Consider the following 16,257-nt stretch of genomic DNA (forward strand, 5'->3'; position numbering starts at 1 on the left):
CAATTTAATGGAAAACAATTCAAGATATGAAGTTAGATACCCACATAAACAACGAACATCAAGAAATACAAAATAGTATTATTTCTCAAATTGGAGATTTAATTAATTTTAAAAATCTAGAACCTGGAGACAAGTTGCCATCTGAACGTAAATTATCTGAAAAATTCAATGTCAGTAGGGGAAATGTAAGAGACGCTATAGATAAGCTTGAATTTTACGGTATTTTATACTCTAAACCGCAAAGTGGTACGTTCATAGCCGATATTGGACAGGTAGCAATGAATGGTATGTTAGAGGATATCCTTCGCTTAGAAGATCCCGATTTTAAATCATTAGTTGAAACCAGAATTCTTCTAGAACTTAAAACCGTAAGATTAGCTGCAAGAAGAAGAACTGATTCTGATCTATTGAAAATGCAAGAAGCACTAGAAGCTTATAAAGAAAAGGTTATCAATAATGAAGATGCCGTACAAGAAGATTTACTTTTTCATTTAGCCATTGCGCGGGCAAGTGGAAATAGTACAATTAATAGAATGATGTTGATTATTACACCAGAAATCATAACCAATTTCGAAAAATACCATGTTTGTGATAAGGATCAAAGCAGGAAAGGTATAAAAGAACATCAAGATATTTTTGATGCCATAAAAGAACAAAATACACAAAAGGCTAAAGAAATGATGAAAGTACATTTTAATGTGCTTTATCAATACTGTTACAATATTTAAAAAGATTTAAATAGGTCGAATCTAAGTGAGCCTAAAAATTGAAAATTTAACTACTTGTATACTTACCAATACAAATAGTATTAAAAATTTCCATTTACAAACCATAACCAAAAGGTCAGCATTATGAAAATAAAAGGATTAAGATGGTGGGTCATAGGCTTAATTGCTTTGGCTACTATAATCAATTATATTGATCGACAAGCGTTACCAGTTCTATGGCCTGACATTGCTGAGGAATTATATCCAGATAAGACGAATGATGAAAGAAAGGGAATTTATGGGATTATCTCAGTACTATTTATTTTTTCATATGCATTTGGCCAAACCATTTTTGGAAAAATATTCGACAAATACGGAACAAGGCTAGGGTTTGCATTGTCTATAGGTTTTTGGTCGATTGCAACAGCACTACATGCTTTTGCAAAAGGTATAGTTACATTGAGCATTTTCCGCTCTCTATTAGGAATATCAGAAGCGGGTAACTGGCCAGGAGCAGCAAAAGCAAATGCAGAATGGTTTCCAACAAAGGAAAGAGCATTTGCTCAAGGGCTCTTTAATTCTGGTGCAGCCATTGGAGGAATCATAGCCTTTCCTACGATTGGGTTACTATCGGTATATTTCGATTGGAAATGGATTTTCATATTAGTTGGTATAACGGGGTTATTGTGGCTTATACCTTGGTGGATATTAGTAAAATCTCCACCAAAAAATCACCCCTGGATATCAGTTGAAGAACGCACCTATATCTTAACAGGACAAAAGAACCATGACGAGGATGGAGACGGAGAACCAGATGATGGTTACAACCCAGAAACGGGAAAAATGCTGAAACATAAAGAAAGTTGGGGAGTTATTCTAGCATCTGCAGCTCTTGATCCTATTTGGTGGTTGTTTATTTTCTGGATACCAATTTACTTAAACGAAGTATATGGTATGGATGTGAAAGCTATTGGTTTTTATGCTTGGGTACCTTATGTTGGCGCCATGCTTGGAGCTTGGTTTGGTGGGCTTTTAGCTCAGAACCGCATTAAAGTAGGTTGGACGGTCAACAAAACAAGAAAATTCGTAATTACACTTGGATGTGTAATTATGCTTCCTTTCTTACTATTGATGGCAAACCCAGGCGGACCAGAAACAGCGGTAATTTATATGGCAGTCATTTTATTTGGTTTCCAAACAGCTATTGGAAATGTCCAAACATTGCCTAGCGATTTATTTGGAAGTAAGTCAGTAGGTACGCTTTCTGGCTTATCTGGTACGGCGGCAAAATTAGGAGCTGCTGGCCTTACAGCATTGGTTCCTTGGCTAACATCAGGTGGAAATTATACTCCAGCCTTTGTCATAGGTGCAGCGCTAGCTATTATAACAATGGCAAGTGTTTGGTTTTTAATTCCAAATATTGCACCAGTAAAAAGTAAAAATTAAATTGAAATAAGAATCAGAATAACAATTAAATAATTATGAGTACAGAAGGAAAAGTAGCAGTAATTACAGGAGCAACTGGAGGTATAGGTTTTGCAGTAGCTAAAAGATTAGGACAAGATGGGTATACCGTTATCTTAAATGGAATTGATGACGAAGGTGGTGCTCAAAGAATTAAAGAATTAACTGCAGAAGGTATTACTGCAGAATATTTAGGATTTGACGTTACCAATGAAGAAGAAGTCAACAAAAACATAAAAGCTATTGGTGAAAAATATGGTAAAATTGATACGCTTGTGAACAACGCAGGCGGCCTGGGCGGTAGATCAAGATTTGAAGAAATGACAACTGAATTTTACAGATCGGTAATGGCTTTAAACCTAGATTCTACATTCTTTGCTTCAAGAGCTGCTATACCTTACCTTAAAAAAGGTGACCACCCATCAATTATCAACTATACATCTAACGCAGGATGGACCGCCGGCGGACCAGGTGCTGGTATCTACGGTACTTCAAAAGCAGGAGTTCATGCTATAACCAGAGCATTGGCAAAAGATTTAGCTGAATATGGTATTAGAGCAAATGCTGTTTCTCCTGGAACAATTGACACACCATTTCATGCGCAAATTAAAGCAACAAAACCAGAAGTTTTTGCTTCTTGGGCAAATTCTATTATGTTAGGTAGATTAGGACAACCTGAAGATGTTGCCGGCGTGGTTTCATTTTTAGCTAGTAAAGATGCAGCATTTATAACTGCTGAAACTATCCAAATTGGCGGTGGTCAAGCTTTAGGAATATAAATTAAAGAGTTATATTATTAGCAATTAAGCGTTGCTGTGGAAACACAACAACGCTTTTTTTTATTTTGAAGAATCACGTACTATTAATTCTGAATCTAAAATTATTTTATTCAAAGATTGCTCAACAACATCTTTCTCTACATAACTTAAAAATGTTTCTGCCGCAAGCTTTCCAATCTTATCACTGTGCTGACTAATACTTGTAATCGAAGGCGTTACCAAAGAAGTAAAAGGCTCATTACCAAACCCAACTAATTTTATTTCTTCAGGAACTTTAATGTTCCTTTCCTTTAAAACCTGTAAAGCACCTAAGGCAGCATAGTCACTTGCCACGTACACGGCATCTGGTCTATTTTTTAAGGCCAACAATTTTTCCATTTGGCATCTACCATCTTCTAATGTTAAACTACTTTCAATCAATAATTCATCATCATGTGGTAAATTGTGCTTTTTAATAGCATCTATATAACCTCGTATCCTGTTATTAAATATTCGTGTTCTTCGGTACCCACCTATATGTGCAATGCGCTTGCAACCTTGCGTTATTAAATGTTCAATTATTGTATGACTGCTTTCGTAATCATTTATACCTACATAATCTACATTTAAATCATTCTCCCCCCTATCGAACAAAATTAATGGGATACCATATGACTTTATTTTTTCATAATATGATAAATCTACCGTCTCATTGGCCATTGATGCTATAATGCCATCTACCTGTGTGTATAAAAGCGCATCTATATTTTTACATTCTTTATCAAAAGACTCATTAGATTGGGTAATAATAATATTATACCCCGCCTTATTAAGAACCTCCTCCATATTTTCAACAACGGAAGAAAAAAAATTGCTATTTGTTCGGGGTACGATAACACCAACTAAATTGCTTTTCCCCTTTCTAAGTGCACTTGCTAAATGATTAGGTTGATAATTTAACGCTTTAGCAACTTTCTTAACTGCTTTTTTAGTTTTTGTACTTATGCGAGAATCATCATTTAATGCTTTTGAAACAGCAGCGGTAGAAATGCTTAACTCTTTAGCAATGTCTTTTAAAGTTGTTCTTTTTTTATTCAATTAGTTTGTTTATATTTGTTTAATCGATTAACCAAAAATAATACATTAATCGTACGAATCAAAACCATACCGTTTTGATTTATTTTTAATCAAGTTGGTTAATCGATTAACTAAAAAATAAATTTTATATTTTAAACTAATAATTATCATGAAAAAAGTAGTAACATTCGGCGAAATAATGCTTCGCTTAGCACCAGAAGGGTTTTTAAGATTTTCACAAGCAAATAGATTTGATGCTATTTATGGTGGTGGTGAATCTAACGTAGCTGTTTCACTCGCTAATTATGGTGTTCCTGTAGATTTCGTAACACGTTTACCAAAAAATGACATTGGAGAATGTGCAATGATGGAAATGCGCAAAAGAGGTGTTGGAGTAGATAAAATTGTTTACGGTGGTGATCGCTTAGGTATCTATTTTTTAGAAACTGGAGCTGTATCTAGAGGTAGTAAAGTAGTTTATGACAGAGCTCATTCATCAATTGCCGAAATTGAATCTGGAATGATCGATTGGGATGCTGTTTTTGAAGGTGTAGAATGGTTTCATTGGACAGGCATAACACCAGCAATTTCACAAGGAGCAGCAGATGTATGCTTAGAAGCTGTAAAAGCGGCTAGCGCAAAAGGAATTACAATTTCTACAGATTTAAATTATAGAGCTAAACTTTGGACATTTTGTGATGATGCCCATAGAGAAAAAATAATGTCTGGCTTAACTGAGTACTGTGATGTTATTTTAGGAAACGAGGAAGATGCCGAAAAGCATTTTGGTATTCATCCTGAAGGTTTAGATGTTCATAAAGATGGTGCCGATGTAAAAGCCGAAGCTTTCTTATCCGTTTGTAAGCAAATGATGAAAAAATTCCCAAAAGCTAAAAAGGTAATCACAACATTAAGAGGTTCTATTTCCGCATCGCACAACACATGGGCAGGTGTACTTTGGGACGGTGAAAAAATGTACGAAACTCGTCAATACCAAATTACTGATATCGTTGACCGTGTAGGTGGTGGAGATTCATTTATGGGAGGATTGATCTACGGATTATTAAAATACCCTAAAGACGACCAAAATGCATTAGATTTTGCTGTTGCCGCTTCTTGTTTAAAACATACCATTAAAGGTGATGCCAACCTAGTAACGGTTTCTGAAGTAGAAAAACTTATGGGCGGTGACGCCTCTGGTAGAGTTGCAAGATAATCCAACATTTATAGTACTTAGAACTCTTTAAAACAAAATATATGTCTAAAAAATCGGTTTTAATTCTTTGTGGCGGCGGACCTGCACCTGGTATAAATACTGTTATCAGCACTGTAGCCAAAGCTTTTTTAAAAGATAATTACAGAGTTTTAGGACTTCATGAAGGGTTTAAAGGACTATTTGATAAGAATCCAAAAATTAAGGAGTTCGATTTTTTTCATGCTGATAGAATTACAAGTAGAGGTGGCTCAACTTTAATAATGAGCCGTTTTAAGCCAAAAGATGAAAAGCTAAACACTAACCTTTTTATTGATAACAATGTAAAACTGTTGGTTAGTATTGGTGGTGATGATACCGCATCTACAGCCAACAGAATTACAGGCTTTTTAAAAAATGAAGGTATTTCAATTGCTAATATTCACGTACCAAAAACTATAGATAACGATTTACCCCTGCCAGATAGAAACCCTACTTTCGGTTTTCATTCTGCAAAAGACGAAGGGGTTCGTATTGGCAACACCACCTATGAAGATGCACGTACCAGTCAAAACTGGTTTGTAATGTCCACAATGGGGCGTTCTGCTGGGCATTTGGCATTTGGTATTGCCGCTAGTTGTCATTTTCCAATGATGATTATACCCGAAATGTTTGACCGTACTTCAATTACTTTTGACAAAGTGGTCCGTTTAGTAATATCATCTATGATTAAACGAAAAATAGAAGACATACAATACGGGGTTGCATTAATTAGTGAAGGTGTATTTCATAATATGCCTAATTCAGAATTAGATAAATGTGGTATTACATTTACTTATGACGACCATGGTCACCCAGAGTTAGGCAATGTTAGTAAAGCCCATATTTTTAATATGCTTGTTCAAGAAAAATTAAAAGAACTTAATATTGACATTAAGAGTAGACCTGTTGAATTAGGTTACGAACTACGCTGTTGTAGACCAATAGGTTTTGATTTAACCTTATGTACGGTTTTAGGTTTAGGGGTTAAAAAAGTTTTCGATGAAGGTAAAAGCGGTTGTATGGTGACCGCTAATTCTAGAGGCGAAATTACACCTCTTTTCTTATCTGAAATACAAGATGAAAATGGCAAAATAGCTCCTAGACTAGTTAATATAAATTCTGAAATAGTTCAGCTTTGTTATCAAAACTTATTTTACATAGTCGAAAATGATTATGAAGATGCAAAACAGTATGTCGATAACCCTTCAGCATACGATTTCAACAAAATTTTAACCGAGAAATAAAAATAAAAATGGCACAATATTCAAGAATAGAAGTAGCAAATGTAATGAAGGAATCTGGTATGGTACCTTTATTCTATCACCCAGACATTGAATTAGGCAAGAAAATTTTACAAGCTTGTTATGATGGTGGGGCACGTTTAATGGAATTTACAGCTCGTGGCGATTTCGCTTTCGAAGTTTTTTCTGAATTAAACAAATACGCAATTAAAAATCTGCCTGGTATGATTATGGGCGTGGGATCCATTACAGATGCCGCAGCCGCATCTTACTACATGTCTATTGGGGCAAATTTTATAGTAACTCCTTCTTTAAGGGAAGATATTGCCATTGTTTGTAACCGTAGAAAAGTATTATGGTCTCCTGGCTGTGGCTCCTTAACAGAAATTAATAAAGCCGAAGAAATGGGTTGTGAGATTGTAAAATTGTTCCCTGGTGATTTGTATGGACCAGGTTTCGTTAAAGGTATTAAAGGCCCACAACCTTGGACAAGCATTATGCCAACTGGTGGTGTAAGTACGGACGAAGCTAACCTTAAAGGTTGGTTTGATGCAGGTGTTACTTGTGTTGGAATGGGTTCTAAACTTATCAGCAAAGAAATATTAGCGAATAAAGATTACGCTGGTTTAGAAGCTTTGGTTAAAGATACTTTAGCCAAAATAAAAAAAATGAGAGGATAATATTTAAGATAAAGTTGTTTGGTTGAAAAGAGCATGAAACACAGCAAATTGCTAATTGTTTTAATGCTCTTTTTTTAGTTTATTTTTTAATATTTACACTAGTTCCTAGACATAATACATAGTTGCCTTTTTGATTGAAACATACCATTATTCATAAACCTCATCTAAAATTATTACATAATTAGTTGTTACATTAGAGGAATGAAATACACTAAGGTTTCATTTACTTTAAAAATTTTGCTTTTTAGTTTTTGGTGGATTTTAATACCAAAGCTAATAATAGCACAAACCGCTAATGATAGCTCTTATTATTACCATCAGCAGATTATAAATCCCGTAATTCCGTCCGACTTACCTACAGGTATAAACTTCTATATTCAAAAAAAGAAAGCAGATTTAAAAGCAGGAGACTCAATAAGTGTTATTAATGACTTAAGACTTTTAGCTATTGGGGAATTTAAAATTGGCAATAACTTTAATAGTGAAAATTACGTAGTAGAAGCATTGAACTTTATACAGTCCATGTCTACAAAAGATACTTTAGTTAATGCTAAAGTAGGACTCTACAATCAGTTAGGGCGAATTTACGGGGCTTCTAACAACCCTAACGAAGCAATAAAAACTTACAACAAAGCATTACAAATAGTCGTTAAATTGAAAGACAGCGTAATTTTACTTAACAACAAGGCTAATATTTACAAAGAGCAATTAGACTATAAAAATGCTCTTACTATTTACACCTTACTGCACCAAAAGAGCCAAAACAATAGCGATAGTTATCAAAAAGCATTGGTACTTGATAATTTAGGATATGTACAATCAAAACTTAATAAACCAAAGGCTTTAGACAATTTAAAAAAAGCTTTACAAATAAGAGAAGACAATAATATTATTACGGGCCAACACGCCAGTAATAAGCATTTGGCAGAATACTACCTTGATAGAAAAGATACGGCAACAGCACTACTATATGCAGAAAAAGTTATTTCGCTAGCAAATAAGATAAATAGCAGTTCATTTAAATTAGATGCCATTTCTTTAATGTTACGCATGGATAAAAACCCTCTAATTCATGAGTATAAAAAATTAACTGACAGTATCGCAAATGCAAAACAAATCGCGGAAAATAAAAATGCCTTTTTAAAATACAATGTTGCAGAAGAACAAGGGAAAACCCAGGCTAGCCAATTACAACAAGAAATTGAATCTCGTAAGCGATTAGCATACCAAGCTCTAGCCTTAATCATTTTTCTAATTCTTATAGGCTCTTACTTTATTTACCGCAATAGATACCGTAAAGCTAAAATTGAAGAAATCTATAAAACGGAAACTAGAATTGCCAAAAAAGTACACGATGAAGTAGCTAATGACATGTACAAAATAATGGCCTCCCTTGAAAATAATTCAGGTATTGACAAGAAGGTAATCGATGAAATTGAAAAAATTTATACTAAAACTAGAGATATTTCAAGAGAAAACAGCGCAATTGACCTTAGAGAAGACTTTGCTATTCAATTAAACGATTTACTATTAGGGTATAAAAATAACAACGTTAAAATTATAACACGAAATCTATCAAAAATACCCTGGAATACTATTCCCGAGATTAAAAAAACTACTATTTATAGGGTCTTGCAGGAGCTTATGACCAATATGCGCAAGCATAGCAAAGCCTCTATTGTAACTTTGGTTTTCCATAAAGAAGGGTCAAAAATTCATATAAATTATCGCGATAATGGTATTGGTTGTAACATTTTTAAAAAAAATGGACTGCAACATACGGAATCCCGTATCGCTTCTATAAATGGAACTATTACTTTTGAATCTAAGCACGATGATGGCTTTAAGGCATCAATAATAATTTAAGGCATGTTCAAAAAAGTTTTAATTGCGGAGGATATGGAAGACATCAACAAAGGTGTATTTTCTTTACTGACCGAATTAGGGGTGTCACATATTAAACAAGTACAATATTGTGATGACGCATATTTAAAGGTTAAAAGAGCTGGCCTAAATGAAGACCCTTTTGATATGGTCATTTCCGATCTCTCTTTTAAAGCAGACCATAGATCACAAACATATACATCTGGACATTCATTGGTTGAAAAACTAAGGACTGATTTCCCAGACTTAAAAATCATAGTCTACTCTGTTGAAGACAGACTACAAGCTGTAAGAACACTATTTAACCAACATCATATTAATGCTTACGTGTGCAAAAGTAGAAACGGACTTAAAAACCTTACCATTGCCATCAATGAAATAGCTCAAGGAAATACTTATTTATCTCCAGAAGTTTCTAATGCCTTTAGTAGTGAAAATGAATTGGAAATTGACGACTATGACATTTCTCTATTAAATTATTTAAGTAAAGGCCTATCACAAGATGAAATTAGCGCCTTATATAGAAAAGAAAATATTTCACCTGCCAGTCTAAGTTCCATTGAAAAACGACTTAATAAATTACGTATTCAATTCAATGCTAACAATGCTATTCATCTTGTAGCAATAGTTAAAGATTTAGGCTTAATTTAATAAAAAACCACTTTTATTATGCTTTTTACGGAATCCCGTAACACTCATTAATATAATGAGCTTAGGTTTGAACTTTAAAAAAAACAGTTAAAAATACTATTCATTACTATACAGTTCTTGGCCATCCTACTGAAAAGGTATTTCGGGGGAACTAACCAATTTGGTAGGTATGGCCATAATTATTTAAGTCCTTTTTTTTAGAAAGATTATTCATTTCACATACCCGTTATAATCCCAATCCTAAACTATTTTTGCTATTTCAAATAGTATAATTAACCGCTATAATTATACATATTTTGGCACTTTCAGAATTGGTGCTTATCTTGTTTTACAGACAAGTTTCTTTAGAATCGATACTACATGATTACATTAATTAAAAAAGCTTCTTCTTTTAAAAATAGAATTGCCATTAAAAGTAATGGTCAAAATTACACCTATAATCAATTATTACAGCAATCAGAACATGTATCTGCCTGTTTACTGCAGGGTAAAGAAGACTTAGACCAAGCAAGAATTGCCTTTTTAGTTCCTGCAAGTTTTTCCTATGTCACTGTTCAATGGGGTATATGGAGAGCTGGAGGAATCGCTGTGCCTTTGTGTGAAAAACATCCATTACCTTCCATTAAATATGTTTTAGACGATACCAAAGCCACAACGGTAATTTACACGGAGGCTTTCGAGAAATTACTTTCTCCTCTGTTTAAAAGTACCCATATTCAATTTATTAAATACACTGATATTAAACCTAAAAAGTGTATGCTACCTACTATTATATTAGACCGTAGCGCACTTATTCTCTATACGAGTGGCACTACAGGTTCACCAAAAGGAGTCGTAACTACCCATGCCAACATTGAGGCTCAAATTACAGCACTGACTACCTCTTGGGAGTGGAGTAAAAATGATCATGTACTTAATGTTTTACCATTGCACCATGTTCATGGAATTATAAATATGTTAAGTTGCGCTTTATGGAGTGGCGCATGTTGCGAATTCCTCTCAAAATTTGACCCAAAAGCTATTTTTGATATTTTCTTAAAAGATGAGGTTAATGTATTTATGGCTGTTCCTACAATATATTTTAAATTAATCTATTATTTCAACGAACTATCTAATTCAGAAAAAGCGAAGATTTCGGAGCATTTATCTAAATTTAGATTGATGGTTTCCGGTTCCGCAGCTCTGCCTGTAAGCGTTTTGGAAGAATGGAAAGAAATTAGCGGACATATTTTATTGGAACGCTATGGCATGACAGAAATGGGAATGGCAATTAGCAATCCTTATAATGGAATACGTAGACCTGGCCATATTGGTCAACCTTTACACGGTGTTTCGATCAGACTTGCTGATGAAAATAATAAAGTTGTTCCTGACGGGACGCCAGGCGAAATACAAATTAAAGGTCCAAATGTATTTAAAGAATATTGGGATAAACCAGAGGCAACTTCTAATTCATTTACGCCAGATGGATGGTTCCAATCTGGTGACATTGCTATTTTCGATGTAGATAGTTACCAAATATTAGGCAGAAATTCAGTAGACATTATAAAATCTGGTGGTTATAAAATATCCGCATTAGAAATTGAAGAAGTCCTTAGAACGCATCCAATGATAAAAGACTGTGGCGTAGTAGGCATTCCTGATTTGGAATGGGGTGAAATTATAGGAGCTAGCATCGTTTTAAAGTCCGGCGAGTTATTAGTTGAAAATTTAACTTCTTGGATTACCAAAAAATTACCTGCATATAAAACTCCGAGAAAGTACATTTTTCAAGAAGATTTACCCAGAAACGTTATGGGGAAAGTTACAAAGAATGAGATTAAAAAATTATTTACATAAGTTAAAATACCAATGAAAATATATGGAGTAGCATTACTGGCAGCTTGTTTTTTAGCCGGAAAATTTTTAGGTACCATTTTAGGAAAACTGATTAACATAAATAATGATATTGGAGGCGTCGGTTTTGCCATGATCCTTTTAATAGGTTCAAGTATTTACCTTAGAAAAAAAGGATGGCTTATTCCCGAAACCGAAAAAGGTATTTTATTCTGGAGTTCCATGTATATCCCTATCATTGTAGCTATGGCCGCAACCCTAAATGTAAAAGCCGCTATCTCTGGCGGATTTGTTGCCGTTGTAGCCGGAGTTTTGACCACCTTTGCCTGTATGATACTTGTTCCGGTTCTCTCAAAAATTGGTAATAATCATCCTAAGAACTAAGTATGGAAATTATTGAAAAAGTAATATCCAGTAACGGACTTGTATTCGCATTTCTATTTGTTGGCTTTATTATGTTATTTTCATTCTTAGTTTCAAAAAAACTTTTAAGAAATAAAATTCCTGGAGTAGCAATTGCAATTCTAATTGGCTTGGCACTAGCCTTTTTAGGCGATAAAAATGGTATGGCCGATATTCCCATTTTTGCCGGAATGGCAATTTTAGGAGGATCTATGTTTCGGGATTTTGCCGTTGTTGCCACTGCAATGAGTGCTGATATTTCCAAAATAAAACGAGCCGGACTTGCAGGAATAATTTCACTTTTTATAGGAGTAACAATAACCTTTTTTCTAGGGGCCCTTATTGCCTATTTTATGGGGTATACCGATGCGGTAAGTATGACTACCATTGGTGCCGGAGCATGCACCTATATTGTTGGCCCAGTTACAGGCGGTGCTCTAGGAGCTAGTTCAGATGTTATTGCCATTAGTGTGGCAACTGGCGTAATCAAAACTATTTTTACTACCATAATTACACCCGTTATCGCAAAAAGTATAAAATTAAATAACCCACATGCCGCCGTGGTGTTTGGTGGGTTAATTGGTACTACAAGTGGTGTTGTTGCAGGCTTAGCGGCTACTGATGAAAAGCTAGTGCCATACGGGGCATTAACAGCAACATTTTACACAGGAGTAGGTTGTCTTTTATGTCCTTCTGTTTTTTACCTATTTTTAAAATTCTTTGGATTCTAATTTATATAACTAATTTTACACATATCATACTACACGATTAGTTAATAGTTTAAAAATTGCGTAAACCTTTTATAAATGAAGTATTCTATAACTGCAAATTCAATTTCAAAACAAAATGCCACGCTCCAAATTAAACAATCAGATATTGCATTTGGAACTATTGCCGAATCATCGGACACTTTACCAAACCCTGCAGAATTATTTTTAGGTTCTCTTGCCGCTTGTATTTTAAAAAATATAGAGCGTTTTTCTGATTTTATGAATTTTGAATACACATCGGCTGAAATAAAAATAAGCGCTACCAGACTTGAAAAACCCCCAAGATTGGATGATATTAATTATGTACTAATAATTAATAGCCAAGACAAAAATATAAACCTCAACTTACTCAAAAAAAATATTGAAAAATTCGGGACTATTTTCAATACCGTACTAGTCTCATGCAGTATTGATGGAAAAATTGAAATAATATCTTGATTTAAAATTAATGCCTAAGCCTAATAAACATCAATGTTGGAAAAGTTTTTTTGGTTGACAGTAAATTTTAAATTTTGTAACTTATTTGTATGAATTTAAATTTACCAATATGGAAAAGGCACTGCAAACCATGATTGATAACATGCCCGAGAAAACTGGCAAATCATTGAACGAATGGAAATCTATCTTAAAAACAAAATCCTTTGCTAAACATTCTGAAGGTGTCAATTATTTAAAGAAAGAACATGGTGTTACCCACGGTTTTGCAAATACAATTGTCACTTTATCAAAAGAAGAGAATAACTCCCCTACCGATTTAGTTACGCAACAATACCAAGGAAAAGAAAGCTTATTCCCTATTTACAAAGCCCTTTTAAAAGTGGTAAAAACATTTGGTGATGATATTACCATAACTCCAAAAAAAACTACTGTAAGCATTATCCGAAAAAAGCAATTTGCACTTATAAAACCTGCAACCAAAACTAGAATTGACTTAGGTCTCAAAATTAAAGATAAGCCTACCACAGACCGACTTGAATCTTCTGGTCCTTTTGGCAGTATGTGTACCCATAGAGTACAAATTACCGATACCAGTCAGGTTGACGATGAATTAATTACTTGGCTGAAGGAGGCTTATGAAAAGGCGGAATAAGTGTATTTAATACTTGAAAAATATTAAATGAAAAGCATATTCATATTAATTTCGACTCTACTTTTAAGTCTCCTATCTACCCATACACTTTTTAGTCAAAATTCTCTTTTCAAAGGATTATCACCTAACGAATTTGAAATCATTTTACTTGGTGAACAGTCCCACGGAGATGGTGCCGTTTTTGATAAAAAATTTGAAATGGTAAAGGAGCTATACGAAAAATATGGCTACAATCTATTGGTTTTCGAAAGTGGAATGTATGATAATTTCAAGGCGAATGAGCTTTACAATAGTAAAGAAGAGAACATCAGTATTTTTAATCAAAGTGTAGGTTGGTTGTATAGCTCTACAGAAGTTTTCCAAGAATTATTGAAGTATATGGAAACCCATCCCGAATTGAAAATTTTTGGATTCGATTCACAAGAATCAAATCTTTTTGAAGAGTACTTTCTCAATGACTTTAAATCTCTTTGCTCTAAAAATAACATTGTAATTTCTGATGAAGACTATACAGAAATTAAAAAAACGATGATTGTTAGAGATTTTGAAAAATATGCTCACAACAAAAAAGATTCAACCAATCTTTATAACAGCATTAATTCCATCATTGAAAAAATAGACCAAATACCTGAAAATGATATTAAAACAAGGGTTTTGGTTCAAACTTTTAAAAGTGTTTTCTCTGATTTAGATTTTGGATTAAAAAGTTTACAGAAAGAAAAAATAGCTATTCAAAACCCTAGAGATAAACAAATGGCGGAGAATTTGATTTTCATAAAAGAAACCTACCCTAATGAAAAAATAATAGGTTGGGGTGCTAGTTATCATTTTGCCAATAAATTGAATGAGTTTGAATATACTTTAGAAACTGAGAATTACATTAAAAAGCAAATTGCGCTCACGGATAGTATTCATGGCGAAACCCGTACAACTATAAACGAAGAAATTGCCCAAATAAAAGAGTTAAAGTATGCCGTGCCAATGGGGCAAATTCTTAAAGAAAAATATGGTGCAAAATTGTTTAGTTTAGCGTTCACTTCTTACGAAGGCAATTATTTTGATTTTTCCATTGAGCAAATTGTACCAATTTTACAACATCCTTTTAATAGTATCGAGTCTGATTTTAAAGATCAGAATATTAAAACTGAATTATATGTTTTAAATGATATTCCGCATCAGTTCTATACTTCTACTCTAGGCTATATGCCTCTCTACGCCCATTGGGAAGATATTTTTGATGGCATTTATTATATCGAAAAAATGTACCCTCCAAAATATATAGAATATGATATAGAAAAGACTAAGATTATTACATTCAAAGAGAACAACTTAATTGGCTCTATTATTGACTATGATACTTCTGACGCAATTAACTATGCTGACATTTATTATTCTGACCTTAATATAAGTACCGTGTCAAATGCAAGCGGACAGTTTAGCATTCCCAATAAAATAAGCCCAAATGGCTACATAATATTTTCCGCAATTGGGTATGAAAGTGATTCTGTTTCTACCAATCCACTTTTAAATCTAAACACAATCAGACTTAAAAAATCTAAAGATGATATTATTCTAAACGAGGTTATAGTTACAGCTGAACGTGTAGAGTTAAACGCTGAAGAAATTATTAAAAAAGCTCAAAAAAATATTGAAACTAATTATATACAAACACCTTATAATCAAAGTTTCTCCTTTAAAGTAAATCAATTTAATACGAATGATTCTTTATATATTGGAGAAGAGGCCATTATTAAAACTTATAATAAAAAAGGAATTAATGGTAGTAACAAACCTGAGAATAACATTTTTGCAGAAATTGAACACGTAAGAGCTAATACAGATATTTATGAAAAAAATAAGTGGTATAATGGAGTGGGCTCCTTGTGGGCAGTATTAAACAGAGACATTATTTTAAGTAAAACCAATGTGCTATACCGTACTTCTTCTTATGATTTAAAGAAACAAAAAACACTAAACTATGAAGGACAAAAAGTGTATCAAATAAATTTCACTAATAATTCTCCTGGCTCCTATTCTACAGGATTTGGTTACCCTGCTCCGGTAGCATCATCTGGCAATATTTATATTGACACAGAGAACTATGCTGTTTTAAAGTATGAGCACAATATTGAACGTGCAGAATACACAACCAAAAAATCTAAAAATCTAGTAAAACAAAACCATAACATTGTTCAGACTTACAAAAAAGTAAATGGAAAATACTTTTTTAATGTATTGGAATTCACTACAAATTCTGATGTATCAACACCTGAACATGAATATTTATATAGTTCTTATAATGCAAATAAATTGGTTTCCAATGATATAGAAACCAAATCAGTGAACATTTTAACTAGACCTTTAATAGAATTAAAAAAAGGGTATAAAAAGCAACTAAACGACCCGTATTGGGAAGGCAAACCAGTGGATTTTGCTATAGATTTTAAGATAATTAATAAGTAA

15 protein-coding genes are annotated in these 16,257 nt (G+C 33.5%); 14 read left to right on the top strand and 1 reads right to left on the bottom strand.

All coding sequences use genetic code 11. The annotated features are described in order from the left end of the window. Positions 1 to 26 precede the first annotated feature (26 nt). The 3 genes from BTR34_RS05420 to BTR34_RS05430 all read left to right on the top strand — a co-directional run bounded on the left by BTR34_RS05420 (position 27) and on the right by BTR34_RS05430 (position 2,950). The gene (locus BTR34_RS05420; protein WP_068487206.1) at positions 27 to 728 is read left to right on the top strand and encodes a FadR/GntR family transcriptional regulator; all 702 of its coding nucleotides are present in this window, start codon (positions 27 to 29) and stop codon (positions 726 to 728) included. A gap of 123 nt (positions 729 to 851) precedes the next feature. Continuing rightward, entirely contained in the window at positions 852 to 2,153 is a 1,302-nt protein-coding gene (locus BTR34_RS05425) for an MFS transporter (protein ID WP_068487208.1), read from the top strand. Between the two features lie 35 nt (positions 2,154 to 2,188). Continuing rightward, positions 2,189 to 2,950 carry an SDR family NAD(P)-dependent oxidoreductase gene (locus BTR34_RS05430; RefSeq protein ID WP_068487210.1) on the top strand — a complete coding sequence of 254 codons (762 nt, stop codon included), beginning with the start codon at positions 2,189 to 2,191 and terminating at the stop codon, positions 2,948 to 2,950. A 60-nt stretch (positions 2,951 to 3,010) separates the two neighbouring features. On the opposite strand, the gene BTR34_RS05435 is transcribed toward BTR34_RS05430, so the two are convergent. Further along, positions 3,011 to 4,027 (bottom strand): LacI family DNA-binding transcriptional regulator, encoded by a 1,017-nt coding sequence (locus tag BTR34_RS05435; protein WP_068487212.1) that lies wholly within the window; start codon positions 4,025 to 4,027, stop codon positions 3,011 to 3,013. Positions 4,028 to 4,175: 148 nt separating this feature from the next. Between BTR34_RS05435 and BTR34_RS05440 the strand changes: the two genes are divergently transcribed. The 11 genes from BTR34_RS05440 (at position 4,176) to BTR34_RS05490 (ending at position 16,257) form a co-directional block, all read left to right on the top strand. Beyond that, a complete protein-coding gene (locus BTR34_RS05440; protein ID WP_068487214.1) occupies positions 4,176 to 5,222 on the top strand; it encodes a sugar kinase in 1,047 nt (348 codons plus the stop codon). Positions 5,223 to 5,263: 41 nt separating this feature from the next. Next, a complete protein-coding gene (locus tag BTR34_RS05445) occupies positions 5,264 to 6,484 on the top strand; it encodes a 6-phosphofructokinase (protein WP_068487216.1) in 1,221 nt (406 codons plus the stop codon). 8 nt (positions 6,485 to 6,492) lie between these two features. Continuing rightward, a complete protein-coding gene (locus BTR34_RS05450) occupies positions 6,493 to 7,161 on the top strand; it encodes a bifunctional 4-hydroxy-2-oxoglutarate aldolase/2-dehydro-3-deoxy-phosphogluconate aldolase (RefSeq protein WP_068487217.1) in 669 nt (222 codons plus the stop codon). 201 nt (positions 7,162 to 7,362) lie between these two features. Further along, positions 7,363 to 9,027 carry a tetratricopeptide repeat-containing sensor histidine kinase gene (locus BTR34_RS05455; protein WP_068487219.1) on the top strand — a complete coding sequence of 555 codons (1,665 nt, stop codon included), beginning with the start codon at positions 7,363 to 7,365 and terminating at the stop codon, positions 9,025 to 9,027. 3 nt (positions 9,028 to 9,030) lie between these two features. Continuing rightward, positions 9,031 to 9,696, top strand: a complete 666-nt coding sequence (locus tag BTR34_RS05460) for a response regulator transcription factor (protein WP_068487221.1) — start codon at positions 9,031 to 9,033, stop codon at positions 9,694 to 9,696. Between the two features lie 360 nt (positions 9,697 to 10,056). Next, the gene (locus BTR34_RS05465; RefSeq protein WP_068487223.1) at positions 10,057 to 11,535 is read left to right on the top strand and encodes an acyl-CoA synthetase; all 1,479 of its coding nucleotides are present in this window, start codon (positions 10,057 to 10,059) and stop codon (positions 11,533 to 11,535) included. Positions 11,536 to 11,547: 12 nt separating this feature from the next. Beyond that, positions 11,548 to 11,916, top strand: coding sequence for a malonate transporter subunit MadL (madL, locus tag BTR34_RS05470; protein WP_068487225.1), 369 nt, complete (start codon positions 11,548 to 11,550; stop codon positions 11,914 to 11,916). A gap of 2 nt (positions 11,917 to 11,918) precedes the next feature. Continuing rightward, a complete protein-coding gene (gene madM, locus BTR34_RS05475) occupies positions 11,919 to 12,665 on the top strand; it encodes a malonate transporter subunit MadM (protein ID WP_068487227.1) in 747 nt (248 codons plus the stop codon). Positions 12,666 to 12,740: 75 nt separating this feature from the next. After that, on the top strand, positions 12,741 to 13,142 hold the full coding sequence (locus BTR34_RS05480; protein ID WP_068487229.1) for an OsmC family protein: 402 nt from the start codon (positions 12,741 to 12,743) through the stop codon (positions 13,140 to 13,142). A 109-nt stretch (positions 13,143 to 13,251) separates the two neighbouring features. Next, positions 13,252 to 13,794, top strand: coding sequence for a DUF4287 domain-containing protein (locus BTR34_RS05485; RefSeq protein WP_068487231.1), 543 nt, complete (start codon positions 13,252 to 13,254; stop codon positions 13,792 to 13,794). A gap of 27 nt (positions 13,795 to 13,821) precedes the next feature. Beyond that, a complete protein-coding gene (locus tag BTR34_RS05490; RefSeq protein ID WP_068487233.1) occupies positions 13,822 to 16,257 on the top strand; it encodes an erythromycin esterase family protein in 2,436 nt (811 codons plus the stop codon).

Source organism: Maribacter hydrothermalis, from assembly GCF_001913155.1.
GTDB lineage: Bacteria > Bacteroidota > Bacteroidia > Flavobacteriales > Flavobacteriaceae > Maribacter > Maribacter hydrothermalis.